The sequence below is a fragment of the Pseudarthrobacter raffinosi genome, assembly GCF_023913835.1.
In the GTDB taxonomy this organism is placed as follows: domain Bacteria; phylum Actinomycetota; class Actinomycetes; order Actinomycetales; family Micrococcaceae; genus Arthrobacter; species Arthrobacter raffinosi.
In genome coordinates this window covers 77929-96266 of record NZ_JAMXBG010000009.1, presented here as the reverse complement: position 1 = coordinate 96266, position 18338 = coordinate 77929, and the positions used below count along the sequence as shown (strand labels likewise).

At 66.5% G+C, this 18338-nt stretch carries 14 protein-coding genes; 2 read left to right on the top strand and 12 right to left on the bottom strand.

What is annotated here, in order from left to right:
* Positions 1-4: 4 nt before the first annotated feature.
* The 3 genes from NG697_RS10905 to NG697_RS10895 all read right to left on the bottom strand — a co-directional run bounded on the left by NG697_RS10905 (position 5) and on the right by NG697_RS10895 (position 5659).
* A complete protein-coding gene (locus NG697_RS10905; RefSeq protein ID WP_252614199.1) occupies positions 5-1864 on the bottom strand; it encodes an ABC transporter ATP-binding protein in 1860 nt (619 codons plus the stop codon).
* Positions 1865-1882: 18 nt separating this feature from the next.
* Positions 1883-3394 (bottom strand): IMP dehydrogenase, encoded by a 1512-nt coding sequence (gene guaB / locus NG697_RS10900; protein ID WP_252614194.1) that lies wholly within the window; start codon positions 3392-3394, stop codon positions 1883-1885.
* Positions 3395-3616: 222 nt separating this feature from the next.
* Positions 3617-5659: an acyltransferase family protein gene (locus NG697_RS10895; protein WP_252614224.1), complete on the bottom strand. Its 2043-nt coding sequence runs from the start codon at positions 5657-5659 to the stop codon at positions 3617-3619.
* Between the two features lie 177 nt (positions 5660-5836).
* On the opposite strand from NG697_RS10895, the gene NG697_RS10890 reads away from it, so the two are divergent.
* On the top strand, positions 5837-6805 hold the full coding sequence (locus tag NG697_RS10890; protein ID WP_252614193.1) for a DUF389 domain-containing protein: 969 nt from the start codon (positions 5837-5839) through the stop codon (positions 6803-6805).
* Here NG697_RS10890 and NG697_RS10885 read toward each other — a convergent pair.
* The 7 genes from NG697_RS10885 to NG697_RS10855 form a co-directional block, all read right to left on the bottom strand.
* Complete coding sequence (locus tag NG697_RS10885; RefSeq protein ID WP_252614191.1) at positions 6774-7880, bottom strand: flavin-containing monooxygenase; 1107 nt, start codon at positions 7878-7880, stop codon at positions 6774-6776. The genes NG697_RS10890 and NG697_RS10885 overlap by 32 nt on opposite strands.
* The gene (locus NG697_RS10880) at positions 7877-8215 is read right to left on the bottom strand and encodes a hypothetical protein (protein ID WP_252614190.1); all 339 of its coding nucleotides are present in this window, start codon (positions 8213-8215) and stop codon (positions 7877-7879) included. Before NG697_RS10880 ends, NG697_RS10885 begins: the two co-directional genes overlap by 4 nt.
* A gap of 80 nt (positions 8216-8295) precedes the next feature.
* On the bottom strand, positions 8296-9948 hold the full coding sequence (locus tag NG697_RS10875) for a helix-turn-helix transcriptional regulator (RefSeq protein WP_252614189.1): 1653 nt from the start codon (positions 9946-9948) through the stop codon (positions 8296-8298).
* Between the two features lie 101 nt (positions 9949-10049).
* On the bottom strand, positions 10050-11573 hold the full coding sequence (locus NG697_RS10870; RefSeq protein ID WP_252614188.1) for an ATP-dependent DNA ligase: 1524 nt from the start codon (positions 11571-11573) through the stop codon (positions 10050-10052).
* A gap of 184 nt (positions 11574-11757) precedes the next feature.
* The gene (gene groL / locus NG697_RS10865; protein ID WP_058931792.1) at positions 11758-13368 is read right to left on the bottom strand and encodes a chaperonin GroEL; all 1611 of its coding nucleotides are present in this window, start codon (positions 13366-13368) and stop codon (positions 11758-11760) included.
* Between the two features lie 77 nt (positions 13369-13445).
* Complete coding sequence (gene groES / locus NG697_RS10860) at positions 13446-13742, bottom strand: co-chaperone GroES (RefSeq protein WP_018773735.1); 297 nt, start codon at positions 13740-13742, stop codon at positions 13446-13448.
* A 209-nt stretch (positions 13743-13951) separates the two neighbouring features.
* Entirely contained in the window at positions 13952-14335 is a 384-nt protein-coding gene (locus NG697_RS10855; protein ID WP_252614185.1) for a hypothetical protein, read from the bottom strand.
* 55 nt (positions 14336-14390) lie between these two features.
* On the opposite strand from NG697_RS10855, the gene NG697_RS10850 reads away from it, so the two are divergent.
* Complete coding sequence (locus tag NG697_RS10850) at positions 14391-15632, top strand: class I SAM-dependent methyltransferase (RefSeq protein ID WP_252614184.1); 1242 nt, start codon at positions 14391-14393, stop codon at positions 15630-15632.
* A gap of 10 nt (positions 15633-15642) precedes the next feature.
* On the opposite strand, the gene NG697_RS10845 is transcribed toward NG697_RS10850, so the two are convergent.
* Both NG697_RS10845 and NG697_RS10840 read right to left on the bottom strand, forming a co-directional pair.
* A complete protein-coding gene (locus NG697_RS10845; protein WP_308293086.1) occupies positions 15643-16461 on the bottom strand; it encodes a shikimate 5-dehydrogenase in 819 nt (272 codons plus the stop codon).
* Positions 16462-16562: 101 nt separating this feature from the next.
* Positions 16563-18014: a glycoside hydrolase family 3 N-terminal domain-containing protein gene (locus tag NG697_RS10840; protein WP_252614222.1), complete on the bottom strand. Its 1452-nt coding sequence runs from the start codon at positions 18012-18014 to the stop codon at positions 16563-16565.
* Positions 18015-18338: the final 324 nt, after the last annotated feature.

Below are 18338 nucleotides of genomic sequence, written 5' to 3'. Positions count from 1 at the left end.
GTCGTCAGACGCCCTCGGCCTCCTCCACAGTCAGCTGGGATTCGAACATCCTGAAGTAGCGGCCCCGCAGCGCCACCAGTTCCTTGTGGGTGCCCTGTTCCACAATCCGCCCGTCCTCGAGCATGTAGACAATGTCGGCCTTCTCAATGGTGGCAAGCCGGTGGCTGATGGCAATGATGGTGCTGCTGCGGTCCGCGAAAAGCCGGGTGAAGATCCGGTGCTCGGCCAGTGCGTCGATAGCGGACGTCGGCTCGTCCATGACCATGAAGGTGGCGTTGCGGTAGAAATTCCGGGCCATCGCGAGCCGCTGCCACTGGCCGCCGGAGAGCCCGCTCCCCTTCCGGCCGCGCGGATCCTCCATCCAGTTGCTGACATAGTTGTCCAGGCCGTTGGGCAGCTTGTTGATGAACTCCAACGCTTCGGCGTCGCTGGCTGCCTGGCGGATCCGTTCGTCGTCACGGGGCGGGTCCACGTCGCCAAAGCGGATGTTGTCGGCAGCCGTGGCGAATTCGTACTTGAGGAATTCCTGGCTCAGGACGGCCAGGTGGCGGTGCCAGGACTTAACGTCGACGGCGGCGAGGTCGACGCCGTCGAGCATTACCTGCCCGGAATCCGGGCGGTAGAGGCCGGCGAGGATCCGGATCAGTGTGGACTTTCCCGCCCCGTTCTCACCCACGACGGCGATGTGCTGGCCTTCGCGGATGGTCATGCTGATGCCGCGGATCACCTCGGTGTCGCCGCCCGTGTAGGTGAAGCGGATGTCCCGCAGTTCCACAGTTTTGGGCGCCTGGAGCAGCGGCGGTGAATGGTCCGAATGAACCGGCATTGCCATGAACAGCTCGTAGTCCTTGAGGTTGGCGAGATCCTCGTCGATCGAACTGAGGGAGGACACCAGGCTGTTGGCTGTGGACAGTGCGCGGCTGACGATCTGCTGGACATAGAGGAACTGGCCAACGGGCTGGGCACGGGCGATGATCTGGCCCACCACCCAGATCAGGGAGATCACCTCGGCGCCGTACTGCAGGGCATCGGCGGCGAGCTGCTTGGGGATGTAGCGCTTCTGGAAGTGCAGGCGGCGCCGCTCGTCAGCATCGCGCAGCTGGGAACGGAGGTCCATCAGGTAGCCCACGATCCCGTAGAGCCGCATTTCGGCGATGTGCTGGGGGCGGAGCAGGTTGGTTTCGATCATCCGGCGTTGCCGGCGGGAGTCCACCTGGGTGTTCCAGTGGGCGATCTGTTCGCGCGAGAGCTTGAACTGCAGGTAGACGCTGGGCACAATCGCCACCAGGACAATCACGGCGATCCACCAGCTGACCAGCAGCAGGGCGCCCACGGCCAGGATCACGGAGACCAACTGGGTGAAGATAGCCGCGATCCTGTCCAGCACGCGGGCATAGGAATCGGAAAACCGTTTGGCCCGGTCGTAGAGGTCCACGGTTTGCTTATCGTCATAGCGCCAGAACTCCAGCGCCAGGAAGCGCTCGTACATCTGGTCGCCCACGATGGCGCCCACCTTGAAGCTCATGAGCTGCTGGATGTAGCGGTCCACGCTGCTGAAGCCGCCCCACAAGAGCCCCAGGGCAGCCGTGATGATGACGTACACAATGGCCTGTTGGCCTGCTGCGGAATCACCGGCGTAGGCGGCCGCCAGGGCCGTGGTGGTCAGCGCTGCGAAGTACGTGGTCACCAAAGGCAGCGTCGCCGAAATGAGCGAACCGACTACTTTCATAACGACGGCGGCTGGCGAGGCCCGGAAGCTGACCCGCAGCACCTGCGCCACGGCCCGGGCGTAGGGCCTCAGCGCCAACCGCCGCTGAGGGTCCTTTTTTGGGTTCAGTTCGGCGGGATGGCGTGGTTGGGACATGGCTCCAACCGCCGGGGATTAGCGCGAACCGTAGTTCGGCGCCTCCACGGTCATCTGGATGTCGTGCGGGTGCGATTCCTTGAGGCCGGCCGGGGTGATGCGGACGAACTTGCCGCGGACCTTGAGCTCCGGGATGGTGGGCGCACCGGTGTAGAACATGGTCTGGCGGAGGCCGCCCACCAGCTGGTACGCCACCGAGGCGAGCGGGCCGCGGTAGGCGACGCGGCCTTCGATGCCCTCGGGGATGAGCTTGTCATCACCGGAGACGTCCGCCTGGAAGTAACGGTCCTTTGAGTAGGAGGTGTTCTTGCCGCGGGACTGCATGGCGCCCAGCGAGCCCATGCCGCGGTAGCTCTTGAACTGCTTGCCGTTCACGAAGATGAGCTCGCCCGGGGACTCGTCGCAACCGGCCAGGAGGGAACCCAGCATGACGGTGTCGGCGCCGGCAACCAGCGCCTTGCCGATGTCGCCCGAGTACTGCAGGCCGCCGTCGGCGATCAACGGAACGCCGGCCGGGATGGCTGCCTTGGCGGACTCGTAAATGGCGGTGATCTGCGGGACGCCCACGCCGGCCACCACGCGGGTGGTGCAGATGGAGCCGGGGCCCACGCCCACCTTGATGCCGTCGGCACCGGCGTCGATCAGGGCCTGGGCACCTTCGCGGGTGGCAGCCTGGCCGCCGATGATGTCCACGTGCGCTGCTACGGGATCGGACTTCAGGCGGCGGATCATGTCCAGCACACCCTGGGAGTGGCCGTTGGCCGTGTCAACGAACAGTGCATCGACTCCGGCGTCGACCAGTGCCATGGCGCGTCCCCAGCCGTCACCGAAGAAGCCGATGGCGGCACCGACGCGGAGCCGGCCCTCATCGTCCTTGGTGGCCAGCGGGTACTGCTCGGCCTTGGTGAAGTCCTTGGTGGTGATGAGGCCCTTGAGCCGGCCCTGCTCGTCAACGAGCGGAAGCTTTTCGATCTTGTTCGTGGCCAGCTTGTGGGAGGCTTCCTCACGGCTGATGCCTACGTGCCCGGTGATCAGCGGCATCTTGGTCATCACGTCGCTGACCAGCCGCAGCGGGAAGTCGGCTTCGGGCACAAAGCGGGTGTCGCGGTTGGTGACAATACCGAGGAGCCGCATGCCCTCGTCCACCACGGGGAGGCCGGAGACCCGGTACTGCGAGCAGATCTCGTCCAGTTCGGCCAGCGTGGCCTCGGGGCCGATGGTCAGCGGGTTGGTGATCATCCCGGATTCGCTGCGCTTCACGCGGTCCACCTGGTCGGCCTGGTCCTGGATGGACAGGTTGCGGTGGATGACGCCCAGGCCGCCCTGGCGAGCCATGGCAATGGCCATCCGGGATTCGGTGACCGTGTCCATGGCGGCGGACAGCAGCGGTGTGTGAACGGTGATCCGCTTGGAAATCCGCGAAGACGTGTCAGCCTCGGACGGGATGACGTCCGTGTGGCCCGGAAGGAGCAGGACGTCGTCGTAGGTCAGGCCGATAAAGCCGAAAGGATTGTGCTCGGGCTGGGTCATGAGTGCGCCTCTTACCTTGGTTACGGGTTCACGGGTAGGGGTTGCAGCTAATGACCAGCCCGTCATTACGGGACTGGTCCGTGCAGGGCCTTAGTACATTCGGGTGCCTCATGCGCGGTCACCGCGCAGAAAGCTTTGAGTAAATATTAGAACCTCCACGCCGATCCCCCTATTCCGGGAGCACATTGTGAGCAACGGCACCCAATAACCGAAAGCCGCGTGTCAGTTCCAGCCCGTCGCCGCCAGCAGCCGCTCCTCAAACATGGGAATCATGCTTTCCACATACGTCCGGCTCAGGTGGTTGTCGTCCTTGTACACGTAGACGTTGCCTACCACGGCCGGGCAGATACCGCCGGCGCAGATGAAATCGCTCAGGTCCATCAGGTGCAGCCCGTCCACCTTCCCGCGGTAACTCTCCAGCGGCGAGGGCTCCACCAGGGATTCGTTCAGCGGCGGGTTGCACGCCGCGGCGTCCGCACTGTGGCGCTGGACGCACTCGGGCATGTTGATGGTGAAGCGCGGGTTGTCCCGGATGCCGACGATCTCGATGCCGGCATCCGCAATGGGCTGGATGCCTTCGAGGTAGGCCGGCACCTCGGTCTCGAACGGGTCGTCCTCATGGGTCAGGGTGGCCACGGTGAAGACGGCATCCGGCCGGTGCTCCAGCACGTACGCTGCGCTGGCCCGGTTGTAGGCGTTGCATTCGGCAGTCCGGGTCTCGGATTCGGCCCCGAACCGGCAGGCCGGCATCAGCAGGGTGACCAGCTCCCAGCCGCGGGCTTCCGCGATGGGTGCCAAGGCGGCCAGATACTGCTGGGCATGGGAATCGCCCAGCACAACGATCCGTTTGGTGGGTTCGCCTTCGGGGAGGGCCTGCCGGCAGCCTTCAAGAACAGGGTCCCCGGTGGCATTCCCTCCCGTACAGGCCTGGTGGATTCCGGCCCAGTCGTTGTCCAGGGCGGTGGGCCCAGGAATGATCCTGCCCTGCGGTGCCGGTGCTCCGGCGTTACCCGGGGTCAGCAGGGCAGCTCCCGGCGTCAGCTCGCGGGGCTGGGCGGCGGTGGCGGCTTCCTCCGCGGTGAGGCTCGTCTGCAAGACCGCCACGGGTCCGGCCAGCAGGGCGCAGCAGGCAACTACGACGACGGCGGTGCGCCAGGTGCGCACCTGCGGCCAGCGCCACTCCCGGAGGGGTTTTTCCACAAAGCGGGTGGTCAGGACGGCCAGGACCACCGAGGCGGCGATGATCGCGGCGCCCTGGATGAGGGTGGGTGCCTCGACGCCGGTAGCGGCCAGCGCAAGCACCAGGACGGGCCAGTGCCACAAATAGAGGGCGTAGGAGTTGTCCCCCAGGGAAACCAGCGGCTTCCAGCTCAGGAGGCGGTCCACACCAAACCGGCTCCCGCTCTGCCCGGCCACAATGATCGCCGCGGCAGCCAGCGTGGGCCACAGTGCCACGAATCCGGGGAACGCCCGGTCCACGGTCAGCAGCAGACCGCAGGAGACCATGGCCACCAGGCCGGCCCAGCCGAGCACCACACGCAGGAGTTTCCCGGGTTTCAGGTGCGGCAGGCCAAGTGCCAGCAGCGAGCCCAGCGCGAACTCCCAGAGCCGCGTCCGCGTGTCGAAGTAGGCGTACGCCTGGTTGGTGGCCGTCTGGTCAATCGAAAACGCGAGCGAGGCAACCAGGATGCCTGCGAACGCGGCTGCCACCACGGCCCGATAGCTGGCGTTGTACCGGTGCCGGAGGAGCCGCCACACAACAGCGGAAGCGGCGAAGACGAGAGGCCACAGGATAAAGACCTGTCCTTGGATGGACAGGGACCAGAAGTGCTGCAGGGGGCTCGCCGCGGTGTGGTCCTGGGCGTAGTAGTCCACGGCGGTGTCCGCCAGCAGCCAGTTCTGCCGGTACAGCAGCGCGGCCCAGGCCTGGTCCAGGATGACAGGCCAGCGGCCTTGCGGGAGGACCAGCCACGTGCCTGCCAGGACCCCGAGGATCACCACGACGGCGGCCGGCAGCAGCCGCTTGAAAAGGTGCAGCCAGTGCCGGAGGAGATTGAGGGACGCGCCGGCCTCCACCTTACGGACGAAGGACAGCGTCAGCAGGAAGGCCGAGATCAGGAGGAAGATATCCACCCCGCCGGACACCCGGCCAAGCCACACATGATAGGTCACCACCATCAGGACGGCGAGCGCGCGGAGGCCTTGGACTTCGGGACGGAAGGTCGGCTTCCGGGCAGGCTTCCGCTCGCCGGTCTTTGCGTCCAGCGCAGTGGGCGGGGCAGCCTCGACTGGTGCACTCGACACAGAGGACCTCTCCAAGCGGGTAAGCAAAGCATCAAGCCTACGGAGCCGCACGGCCGATGGCCAATCAACGGCGGCCTTCGAGCCCCGTCGGCGCATGCCACAAACTATGCTGGCCACAGGCCAGCGAAGGGAGACCGAGTGATTGTGCAGCTGCGGATCTGTGTGCCCAGTGAACTGTCGGCAGTGACGCTGGACGCTTGCAAAGAGCAAACCGGAACCGCCGAGGTAGCGCTCTTTCCGGGAGCATCCGTGTCGCCGCGGGGCGATGTCATCGACGTCCAGGTTGCCCGGGAAGCGGTGGAGGAACTGCTTGAGAAACTCCACGTCCTGAAGGCGCAGGAGGTGGGATCCATTGCCATCTCCATGCCGGAACTCGTCCTGTCCCGGCGCGCGGACAAAGCGGAGGCGTCTGCCCCCGGAGACGGCGCAGACGCCTTGATCTGGGACGAGGTCACCCGCCAGACGGGCGAGGACTCCCGGCTCACGTGGAGCTACCTTGCCTTCCTGATACTGGCCACACAGCTCGCCGCCATCGGCATCGTGACGAATTCCACCATTGCCATCGTGGGGGCGATGGCCGTGGGGCCGGAGTTCGGCCCCCTGGCGGCGCTGGCAGTGGCCTTGGCCCGGCGCCAGTGGGCACTCGGCCGGCGTGCTGCCCTGGCGCTTGGTGTGGGATTCCCGCTGGCCATGCTGCTGGCGGCCTTGACCACGTGGGTCTCCGCGGCACTGGGCCTCTTCGCGGACAACACCCTGGACACAGGGTCTGCGGTGGAGTTCATTTACCACCCGGGACCCTATTCCCTGATCGTGGCCGTTCTGGCCGGCACGGCGGGCATGCTGTCCGTCATCAGCCGGCGGTCAGCGGCACTCATCGGTGTCTTCATCTCCGTGACCACAGTTCCTGCTGCCGGGTTTGTGGCCGTAGCACTCGTGCTGGGCGAGTTTGAGAAAGCAACGGGGTCGGCCCTGCAGCTGGCGCTCAACCTGATGGGCATCGTGGCGGCGGCAGTTCTGGTGCTGTTCTTCTACCGGCTGGTTTCCCGGCGCTTGCCCGAAGCCGCCGCCCGGCGCCTCAGATGGCAGCTGACGCGGACTCGCGGGTGACCGGAACCGGGATCCGGCCCGCCAGATAGCGCGCATCACGGCATGCCCCGGGCAGCGTTGCCGACGCCGCCGCGTACATAAATTCCTGGCCCAGGAAGAACAGCCCAGGGGTATCCAGTGCCACGCCGCGCCGCTGCCTGGGCAGCGCGCCGCCGTCGAGCATTACCGGATCCATCCAGCCGAAGTCATCCCGGAACCCGGTGCACCAGATTACGTTTGAAACCTCCAGCCGGGTCCCGTCCGCGAGCACCGGCAGCCCATTCTCCACCCCGGCAATCCGCGGCACGCGCCTGACGCCAGCGGCGGCCAGGTCTTTGGACTTTGTCCTGATCAGGGGCGCCGCGTGGGCCGTGAAGGCCGGTGCAGCTTTGCGGCCGATCGGGTTGTTGAGGGTGAGGACGTGGAGTCCGACGAACCGCACCACGGGCAGGAAGTACCGTGCCGCCGTCGGGCCGTGCTTGACGGGAATCTCACCGCCGGGCTTGCCGGCCACGATGGTGGGATGCGTCCGGGACACTTCAAGGCCAATCTCCGCTCCCGAGTTCCCCAGCCCTACTACCAGGACGGGGCCCTCCTGCAGCTGCCCCAGGTTGCGGTATTCACTGGAATGAAACTGGACAACGGCGGCGTTCAGTTCCGCAGCGAAGTCCGGTAGCTTCGGCGCTTGGCTGCAGCCGGTGGCCACCACCACGTTGTGCGCCTCCCAACGCCGGCCGTTGGAAGCGGCGACAAACCGGTTCCCGTCCCGCCACAGGTGTTCGATCCGCACACTGTTGAGGACGGGCAGGTCGAACTTTGCGGCGTAGCCCTCAAGGTATCCGGCAACGTCATCCTTGCTGGGGAAGGACAGCGGGTCCGCCGGGAACGGCATTCCGGGCAGTCCGTCGTATTTTGCGGGCGTAAAAACCCGCAGCGAATCCCACCGCTGGCGCCAGGCGTCGCCGGTTCTTGGATGTGCGTCCAGGATGAGGAACGTCCGGTTCTGCTGTTTCAGGTAGTGGCCAAGGGCTAGGCCTGCTTGCCCGCCACCGATGATCAGGGTGTCCAGCGTGCCGGTCACGCCGTTGTTGTTCATGGCTGCTCTCCTTTGGTATCCAAGGTGATGGTGATGGCTGAACCTTCCGGGGGCTGGTCCGCCCGGCTGTCCTGTCCGTCGTCCCGGTACCGGAGCCACCATGCCAGCATCAGCGCGGATGCCAGGAGGTAGGCCAGGTGCAGGGCCCAGATGGGTCCGGCGGGGAGGTTGAAAACGTACACGGAGTGGACCGCGTTGGCCACGTTGGTTAGCATCAGGTTGCTGAGGCTGTAGGAAGCCAGGTCCTTGGTCCGTGCCGCTTTGACCAGCATCGGCAGCATTCCCACGGCGAACAGCACGGTGGAAAGTGTGCCGGCAAGTACTGGAAGGTTCATGCTTTGAGGCTATGGCCGTGCCCTTGCCGGCCGCGTCGGCCAAAATATGCAACTTTCATGCACGATGGGGCTGGGTATTTCTATGTAGTCAGTCCGTGTTCATAGGCATAGCTGGTGGCGGCTGCCCGGGACGTCAGGCCCAGTTTCAGGAAGATGTTGCTGATATGCCGCGCCACGGTCTTTTCGCTCAGGTACAGCTCGCCGGCGATGGCCCGGTTGCCCTTTCCGGTTGCCACCAGCTGAAGGACTTCAAGCTCGCGGCGGGTGAGGAGACCAGCCGTGCCTGGCGTGGCCCCGCTACCCAACATGCCTTCGTGCAGCAGGGATGCCGCCCACGTTGCCGCCGGCGCCGCGCCCAGGTCCAGGAGCGAAGCCTGGGCCGCCTCCAGGTACATCAGCGCCGAGGCTTCATCGCCAAGTGCGCGGCAGGCGCTGCCGGCCAACGCCTCGCAGCGCGCCGCTTCGTACGGGACACCGAGCTCCTGCCACAGTCTCCACGCCTCCCGGAGCGGTTTCAGGGCAGCGGAGGGGTCGCCGCCGGCCAGCCGGACCGCGCCGGCCGCCTGGCCGGCAACGGCCCGGATCATGGGCATAGGGCATTCACTGGCCAGGGCTTGCAGCTCCTGAACACCTCGCCGCGCGGCTTCCAGGTCGGAGGCGGCCAGCTCGATCTCCACCAGTGCCGGCAACATGTTCCGGCGGGTAGCGGTGTCTGCCGCGCCAGCTGCCCTCCGGATCATCGCTTGTGCCTGCTGCGCATCACCGCGGGCCAGCCAGACCAGAGCGAGGCCAGGCTGTGGCTCATAGCCGGACCGGGCAGCCTGCCGATAGGAAGCTTCGGCGTCGTCCAGTTTGCCACTCAGCCGTTCCACCTCCCCCTGCTGGTAGTAGCCTCCGTAAAGCGCCTGGGGATCACCCCTTACGGCAAGTCCCTGGGCAGCCGCAGCCGCCATCAGTGCCTCGGCCCAGGCCCCATGGAGCATGAAGAGTTCGGCGCGGTGCGACTGGCACTGGCCGCTGAAGGACACCATGTCAGGGCGTGCACGGCACCAGCGATCCAGGGCAGCCGTCCATTCCAAGGCCCTCTCCAGATCGAAGACCAGGTGGCAGTTGCCGATGACTGCGCAGTAGATAATCCCCGACGGGATCGGGGAGAGTTCACCTGCCGTGACGGCCACCATGACCTCGTCGAACATCTTGAGTCCCTTCTCAGGGTGACCAAGCATCAGCGTGGCCTGGCCTGTGCCGAGGAGGCCCAGCGCGGACAGGTCCTTGTCGTGGAACCGCTGGCCGAATTCGGCAACGCGGGAGAAAACCTGCAAGGCGCCCGCCGGATCACCGCCGTAAAGTTTGCCCAGGCCCATCGGCACAAGCAGCAGGCCCTGGACTGCGCTGGGCTCGGCCAGTTCATCCACGAGCCGCTGGCCGCGGGCAAACCACCCTCCGGCCCGAGCCTGCTCCCCAAGGAACATCAGTTGCATGCCCATCCAGCCCGCGCACCGTGCGGCACTCTCGGCGTCGCCCATCACAAGGTACTCCTCGTGAGAACGGGTGAGGGTCTCCAGTCCTGTGGTGCTTTCCCCGGTCAGGATCTCGGCCGTAGCCAGCCGTTCGAGGTCGGCAGCCGGCAACCCGCCACGCTTATCGGCTTCACGGAAAGTCTGATATGCCTCGGTCCAGCGATGTTTCTGGAAGGCTGACCTGCCCTGGTCAATGCCTGTTTCAGCTGACATCTGGCCCCTTTCGGACACCAACCGCCCAACCTGTTGGCCCGCGCACGCTGGGTGCGGCGGTACTTAAGCGCCACGGTACGCCCGGTGGAGAAGCGGCACAACTACGAACGCAGCAGCGCGCGCAGCGTCTGAATGGTGTCGGCCTCCGCCGCCGTCTTATCGTCGCGGTAGCGCTTGACGCGTGCGAATCGCAGCGCGATTCCGCCCGGATAGCGCGAGGAACGCTGCACGCCATCGATCGCGACCTCGACCACGGTGACTGGCTCGATCCAGACTGTGCCCGCCGTGCGCCGCACCTCGAGCTCCTGGAAGATCTCGGTCTGCCAGCGCAGCATCGCGTCGGTTAGGCCCTTGAATGTCTTGCCCACCATCACGTAGCCGCCGGGTTCGCCGAACTCGCCGGCCGGGTCGAGGGCTCCGAGGTGCAGGTTCGACAGCAGCCCTGTCCGCCGGCCTGACCCCCACTCGCAGGCGAGCACCACCAGGTCGTACGTGAGCACCGGCTTCACCTTGATCCAGTTGGAGCCACGCCGCCCGGCCGCGTAGGCCGATCCGACCGCCTTCACCACCACGCCCTCGTGGCCCGCGGCGAGCGCATCACGCGACACTCTCTCGGCAACGGCCGCGTCCGCCGTGATCTCCCCCGGGATCCGGTGCTCAGGGGCGATGCGCTCCAGCACGCCGAGGCGCGTCGCCAGCGGTTCGTCGAGCAGGTCGCGCCCGTCGATGTGCAACACGTCGAAGAACCAGGGATGCAGCACCGTGGCGCGCGCCGCATCCGCCCCGAACCGCGACATGGTCTCCTGGAACGGTCGCGGGCCGCCGGCCTCGTCGAGGGCGAGGGTCTCGCCGTCGAGGATCACATCGCGCACCGGCAGCCCTCGCACCACCTCCACCACCTCGGGCAGCCGGTGGGTCACGTCGGCCAGGGTGCGGGTGTAGATGCGAACTTCGTCGCCGACGCGATGCACCTGGATGCGCGCTCCGTCGAGCTTGTATTCCACGGATGCTTCCCCCGTCACCTCCAGCGCCACGCTGGCACTGGCCGCGGTTGCGGCGAGCATGGGCTGCACGGGACGGCCGACGACGAGGCCGACGGCGTCGAGCTCGGCCGCCGTTCCCGTGATCGCAAGCAGGGCGGTCCCGCCGAGATCGCCAGAGAGCATCGCCGCGCGGCGTACGGCGTCGACGGGCCGGTCGGCGGCGCGGGCAACGGCATCCGTCAGCACCCCCTCGAGCGCGCCGGTTCGCAGTTCGCCGAGCAGCACGCCGGCGATGAAGGCCTGCTCGCGCTCGGTGGCTGCCGCGGTGAGCATCCGGAGGGTCGCGGCGCGCTCCGCGGCTGATCCAGCGCCTGCGGTGACAAGCAGCCGGTCCAGCGCAGCGTCGAGGTCGGCGACGGTCAGGCTCGGTTCGGCGGCCGGCTCCCCCATGGCTGCTGTCATACCGCGCCAGCCGATCCCAACACGGCCCTGTCGCGGCTTGGCGATGAGCAAGCCGACGGCGGCCGCGATGTCCACGGGCTCGAGCCGGCGCAGCAGGTCGGCCAGTGCGTCGATCTTCGCGAGTCGGGAGCGGGTCGACGCGACGGCATCCGTGGTTTTCACGAGCTCGTCTAGCAGCATGGCATCAGTCTGCCACGCCCGCCGACGCCGGGCGCGTAGGCGGGAAAAGCGGGCCGCGAGTGGTTTGTGGCACAAAAAACCGGCCCAGCCGAAGCTGGACCGGTTCTTGTGCGGAGACGGTGAGTGGGCCCACGCCGTCAGGGTTCCCTGACCGAGCGAAGCGAGGTGAGGGAGACGGTGGGGATTAGTGGCTGTGGCCTGCGTGCTCGTCTTCGTTAGCGGGCTTCTCCACTACGAGGGTCTCGGTGGTGAGAACCAGCGCAGCGATGGATGCCGCGTTGCGCAGGGCTGCACGGGTGACCTTGACCGGGTCGATGACACCGGCGGCGATCAAGTCCTCGTACTCGCCCGTCTTGGCGTTGAAGCCGTTGTTGGTTTCGAGCTCGGCAACCTTGGCGGTGACAACGTAGCCGTCGAAACCGGCGTTCTGGGCGATCCAGCGAAGCGGCTGGACCAGCGCGCGGCGGACGATGCCCACAGCAGCGGCGGCGTCGCCTTCGAGTGCCTTGACTGCAGGGTCCTCGTCGAGGGCCTTCAGTGCGTGGATCAGCGCGGAACCGCCACCGGCCACGATGCCCTCTTCGAGGGCGGCGCGGGTGGAGGACACTGCATCTTCGATGCGGTGCTTCTTTTCCTTCAGCTCAACTTCGGTGGCTGCGCCGACCTTGATGACACCGATGCCGCCGGCCAGCTTGGCCAGGCGCTCCTGGAGCTTTTCGCGGTCCCAGTCGGAGTCGGTGCGGGTCAGCTCGGCGCGCAGCTGGGAAACCCGGGCTGCGACGTCTTCTGCGGAACCGGCGCCGTCAACGATGGTGGTGTTGTCCTTGGTGACCGTGATGCGGCGGGCAGTACCCAGCACCTCAAGGCCAACCGAATCCAGGCTGAGGCCCAGTTCCGCGGAGATGACCTGCGCACCGGTGAGGGTGGCGATGTCCTGCAGCATGGCCTTGCGGCGGTCGCCGAAGCCCGGAGCCTTGACGGCAACAACGTTCAGCGTGCCGCGGATGCGGTTGACGATCAGCGTGGACAGGGCCTCGCCCTCAACGTCTTCCGCAATGATGAAGAGCGGCTTGGAGCTCTGCAGCGCCTTCTCCAGCAGCGGCAGGAAGTCCTGCACGGAGGAGATCTTGCCCTGGTTGATCAGGATAAGGGCGTCTTCGAGGACGGCTTCCTGGCGTTCGGAGTCGGTCACGAAGTACGGGGACAGGTAGCCCTTGTCGAACTGCATGCCCTCGGTGAGGACCAGCTCGGTCTGCGTGGTGGAGGACTCCTCGATGGTGATCACACCATCCTTGCCGACCTTGCCGAATGCCTCGGCGAGGAGCTCGCCGATTTCGTCGCTCTGGGCCGAGATTGCTGCCACGCTGGCAACCTGCGTGCCTTCAACCGGGCGTGCGTTCTCGAGCAGGCGGGCTGCAATGGCTTCTACGGAAACCTCGATGCCACGCTTAATCTGGCCCGGAGCGGCGCCCGCCGCAACGTTGCGCAGGCCTTCCTTGACCAGGGCCTGGGCGAGCACGGTGGCCGTGGTGGTGCCGTCGCCGGCAACATCGTTGGTCTTCGTGGCTACTTCCTTGGCCAGCTGCGCGCCAAGGTTTTCATACGGGTCATCAAGCTCAATTTCGCGGGCGATGGTGACGCCGTCATTGGTGATGGTGGGTGCCCCCCACTTTTTGTCGAGGACAACGTTGCGGCCGCGGGGGCCGAGCGTCACCTTGACAGTGTTGGCGAGCTTATCGATGCCGGCTTCAAGCGACCGGCGTGCAGCGTCGTTAAACGCAAGCTGCTTTGCCATGGTTTTGTCCTTTCAAAGACAGAACCCCGCACTGTTGTTCGGTCAGGGACGGAACAGCAGTACGGGGATCCAAAGAGTTACTTTACGACGATCGCCAGAACGTCGCGGGCGGAGAGCACGAGGTACTCGGTGCCACCGGTCTTGACTTCAGTTCCGCCGTACTTGGAGTAGATAACAACGTCGCCAACGGCAACATCGATCGGAACGCGGTTGCCGTTGTCGTCAAAGCGGCCGGGGCCTACTGCAACAACTTCGCCTTCCTGCGGCTTCTCCTGTGCGGAGTCCGGGATAACCAGGCCGGAAGCCGTGGTCTGCTCGGCTTCGAGCGGGCGGACAACAATACGATCCTCAAGAGGCTTAATAGAGACCGACACTCGGACCTCTCCTTCTACGTCAGCAAATTCATGGACAGTTGAGCTGCTTCGCCGTGGCTGGCAAACCGTCGTCGCGGTGCCGGCAGCAGCCTGGCTGGCAGCTCTTCATGTGTTAGCACCCTCCTAGGGAGAGTGCTAATGATGACTCTATGTATTGGTTAGCACTCGGTCAAGGCGAGTGCCAGAATTATGTCGCTGGCGAACAGCTGTTACCGGCCGGTGAGTTCTTCGAGATCGACGTCCTCGTCGCCGTCGTCCCCTTCCTCAACGGCGCCCCGCCGCAGGTACATCACCACGGCGCCGCCCACGGCAGCCAGCAGCGAGACCACCAGCAGGATGATGCCGCCTATGCGCGCCCCGGCGTAGAGGCCGCGGATCTCCTGTGCCTCGTCCGTGGCATCCTGGATGTTCTTGCCGCCCACGGAGTAGACGGTGGCGTTGAACGTGTCCAGGAAGAGGATGATTACCAGCAGCGCGACGCAGACCACGGCCACTGCGGATCCTGCAATCAGCGCGGGGCGGGCAAACTTCACCAGGTCCGGCTCTCTTTCTTGGGGTAGTCCGGACGGCTGGGTGCCTGCGCTGTCTTCCATGCCTTTAACCCTAGCGGGAACTGGCCGCCGGGCTACCTCCACTAGGCTTGAACCCATGGCTCAAGCACCGCAGGACCAGATCGCCCCACTGCTCACGAGCGAAGGCTGGGAGCTCCTGGCGTCCCTGGGCCCGTACCGCGAGGACAAGTCCTTGGAGCTCAACGCGGCCCTCCGCAAGGCCGGGCACTCCCCTGCACTGGTCTCCGCCGTCCTCACCCAGTCCCGGCTGCGCACCAAGGCGGAGCTGAAGTTCGGCGAGTTCGCCCGGAGCATGCTCTTCACGCAGGCCGGGCTGGAACAGGCCACGCGTCTCACGGTGGCCGCCAGGCATGCCGAGCGGTTTGCGCAGGCCGGTGTCCGCCACGTGGCCGATCTCGGCTGCGGCCTTGCCGCAGACTCTCTGGCCCTGGCTTCGATGGACATCACGGTCACGGCCGTGGAAATGGACGAAACCACGGCCGCCTGCGCCACGGTCAACCTGATCCCCTTCCCCAACGCCACCGTGGTGCACTCCGACGCCACCACCGTCCCGTTGGACGGGGTCGACGGCGTCTGGCTGGATCCCGCACGCCGGGTCACCTCCACCTCGGGTACCAAGAGGATCTGGGATCCTGAGGCGTTTTCACCGCCGCTGTCCTTTGTGGAATCGCTCGCCGCAACCGGGCGCGCCGTTGGCGTAAAAATGGGCCCCGGCATGCCGCACGAGTCAGTTCCCGCCGGCTGCGAAGCGCAGTGGGTATCGGTGGGCGGCGACGTCACCGAAGTGGCCCTGTGGTTCAACTCCGTGCGCCGGCCCGGAATCCGCCGTGCGGCGCTGCTGCTCGGCCCGCAGGGTGCCGCCGAGCTGACCAGCGCCGAAGACTTCGACGGCGGTCCCGCCGCGCCGGTGGGTCCGGCAGCGGGCTACCTGTATGAGCCCGATGGCGCGGTGATCCGCGCCGGCCTGGTGGCCGACGTCGCGCTTCAACTGGGCGGGCACCTGCTGGACGAGCACATCGCCTACATCTGCGCTCCGGAGCTGGTGGACACGCCGTTCGCCCGCGCCTACAAGGTCCTGGAAGTGATGCCGTACAACGTCAAGGCGCTCAAGGCCTGGGTGAAGGAGAACGGCATCACGGTGCTGGACATCAAAAAGCGCGGCACCTCGGTAACCCCGGAGGAACTGCGCAAGCAGCTGTTCGCCGGAAGCAAGGTGGCCGGGAAAAAGGCCGGACAAAAAACAGCCACCCTGGTCCTGACCCGCATTGGGGAGGACCGGGTGGCCATCTCGGTGGAACCTGTCCAAACGTTGTCCTAGTGGGCGCGTCCTACTGGGCGCGCATGAAATCCTCTGCCGCCCGGACCTGCTCATCGGTGGGCCGGACACCGGTGTAGAGCACAAACTGCTCGAGCGCCTGGATGGTGGCCACTTCGGCGCCGGTGATGACCTGTTTCCCGGCGCCGCGGGCCGCCTTGATCAGCGGCGTCTCCGCGGGCAGCGCCACGACGTCGAACACCACTTTGGCTGCGGCGATCGCATCTTCCGGGTAGGACAGCGAGTCCAGTTCCGGGCCCCCTGCCATACCGATGGGGGTGACGTTGATGATCAGGTCTGCCGTGCCGCCGTCGAGCGTTGCCCGCCACTGGAACCCGTACTGCTCTGCGAGCGCCCTGCCGGTGTCTTTGTTCCGGGCGATGACGGTGACGTCCGTGAAGCCGGCGTCCCGCAGGGCAGCGACGGTGGCCTTGGCCATGCCGCCGGCGCCCTGGACCAGCACCGAGTAGTCCGTGGGCACGGCGTTGCTTGCGAGGAGCTGCTCGATGGCGGTGTAGTCGGTGTTGTAGGCCTTCAGATGCCCATCAGTGTTCACGATTGTGTTGACCGAATCGATGGCTTTAGCGGAAGGATCCAGCTCATCCACGAGGGCCATCACGTCCTCCTTGTACGGCATGGACACCGCGCAGCCGCGGATTCCCAGGCCCCTGACGCCGGCGATCGCCTGGGCCAGGTCGGTGGGGGCGAAGGCCTTGTAGATCCAGTTCAGGTGCAGCTGGTCGTAGAGGTGGTTGTGGAACCGCGTCCCGTTGTTGCTGGGCCGGGCCGACAGCGAAATACACAGGGTCATGTCTTTATTCAGAATGGGCACCTGTCCATTAAACCCGTCTCGCCCAACTAGGTAGCGCTATCTGTCGTTTTGAGGTCTCAAAACGACAGATAGCGCTACCTAGTTGGGGTGGGTACTTTTCGTTACGGGCAGCCTGTCCCGGCCGGATAGCTTCCGACGGCGGCGGGCAGCTTTCCCGGGGCAGTCGCCTTGCCTGCCAACACGGCAACAAGGGCGTCAAAGGCGCCAGGCGTGCGGCCGTACAGCGCAATCTTCACCGGGGCAGTGGAATCCTGCAGCGGCCACGGCGCATCCAGTGCCACAGCGATATCGCCCCCAACCGGCCGACCGGCGTAACCGATGAGGCTGACCAGGGGGCCCGCCCCGGTGCCGAGCCCGGCCTTCGCTGCGGCAGCCTCAAACCGCGCCCGGTCCTGCGCTGATCCTCCGGCAATCCGGATGCTTCCCTCGACGATTGGCACGCCGCAGTGTCCGGACAGCACCGTGACGGCGGCCGCGGAGACCCGCGCCGAGATGTCGGCGCCGCTGCCGGGGGCCGCGCTGGCGGGGGCCGACCGCGCAGGCGGCGACGTGACGCGGCCGCGCCAGGTCATCATGGTGGCCACGCGGACAGCTGCTTCGTCCAGGCGGGCCGCCGGCAGTGTTCCGGCCGCGACAGCGCTAACGACGGCTGCGTGGGCCTGCCCCACGTCCGTGGGCATCAGGAGCAGGTCCGCGCCCGCGGCGAGGGCCGCCGTTGCTGCGGAGCCGCCCGGGTATTGCTGCTGGACTGCGCCCATGTTGAGGGCATCGGTCACCGCCACACCCTTGAAGCCCATGCCGCGCAGCGCAGCATAGGTGGGGCCGGACAACGACGCCGGGACGCCGGGTTCCAGGGCCGGTACGGCGATGTGCCCGGTCATGACCATGGGCATACCGGCGGCGATGGCTGCCCGGAACGGCTTCCAGTCCCGGGCTTCGAGTTCCGCGATGCTCGCGGGCTGCACCGGGAGGTCTTGGTGCGAGTCAACGGTGACGGAGCCGTGGCCGGGGAAATGCTTGACGGCGGGCAGGACGCCGGCCTCCTGCATGCCCTGGGAAAACGCCACCGCCAGTGCTCCCGCCGCGTCCGGGTTGCCGGACATTGACCGGGCACCGATGGTGGGATCTGCTGGGCCGATGGTCACGTCCGCATCGGGGGCGAAGTCCACCGTGAAGCCCAGCGACGCGATCTCCGCGGCCAGAGCGCGGCCGGCGTCCTTGGCGAGTGGCGCATTGCCGGCAGCCCCGTAGCTCAGGGCCGTTGGCCATTCGGTCAGGGGCGCACCCAGCCGCGCCACAATCCCGCCCTCCTGGTCCACGCCGATGAGCCCGGGCCAGGGCCTGCCGTCGGCCTTGGCGGCCTGGGCCAGCCGGGCGTTGACAACACTCATGGCAGCCGGATCCGCCTGACCGCGCGCGTCGAGCGGAATGTTGTCGCCCATAATGATGGACCCGGCCAGATGGAGGCGTTCAATGGTGCCGGCCTGGGCTTCGGCGTCGGTACCGGCGTATACCGGCATCAGCACCTGGCCGGCCTTCTCCTCGACCGACATCGCCGCCACGGCGGTCGCGGCGACATCCTGGTCCCGCTGCTCCGGGCCCCAGCCCAGCGGCAGCAGCCCGGGGTCAGGTGAGGGAGAAGCGGACGGAGGTGCCGTCGTCGGCCGCTCTAATTCCGGGGTTGAGGCCGGTGCAGGGCCAGAGGCCGCCGGGGCGGTGGCGGGAACCGCCGTGCAGGCAGTCAGGGCGGCCACGGCAGCGGACGCAATAAGGAGAGTGGTTTTGTGAATACTGTCACGGGTCCAAAGGAACAAGGCCATCAAGACGATGCTACCCCTGCATTAGACTTGAAGGCGGCGCGTGCCCAGGGATATCTG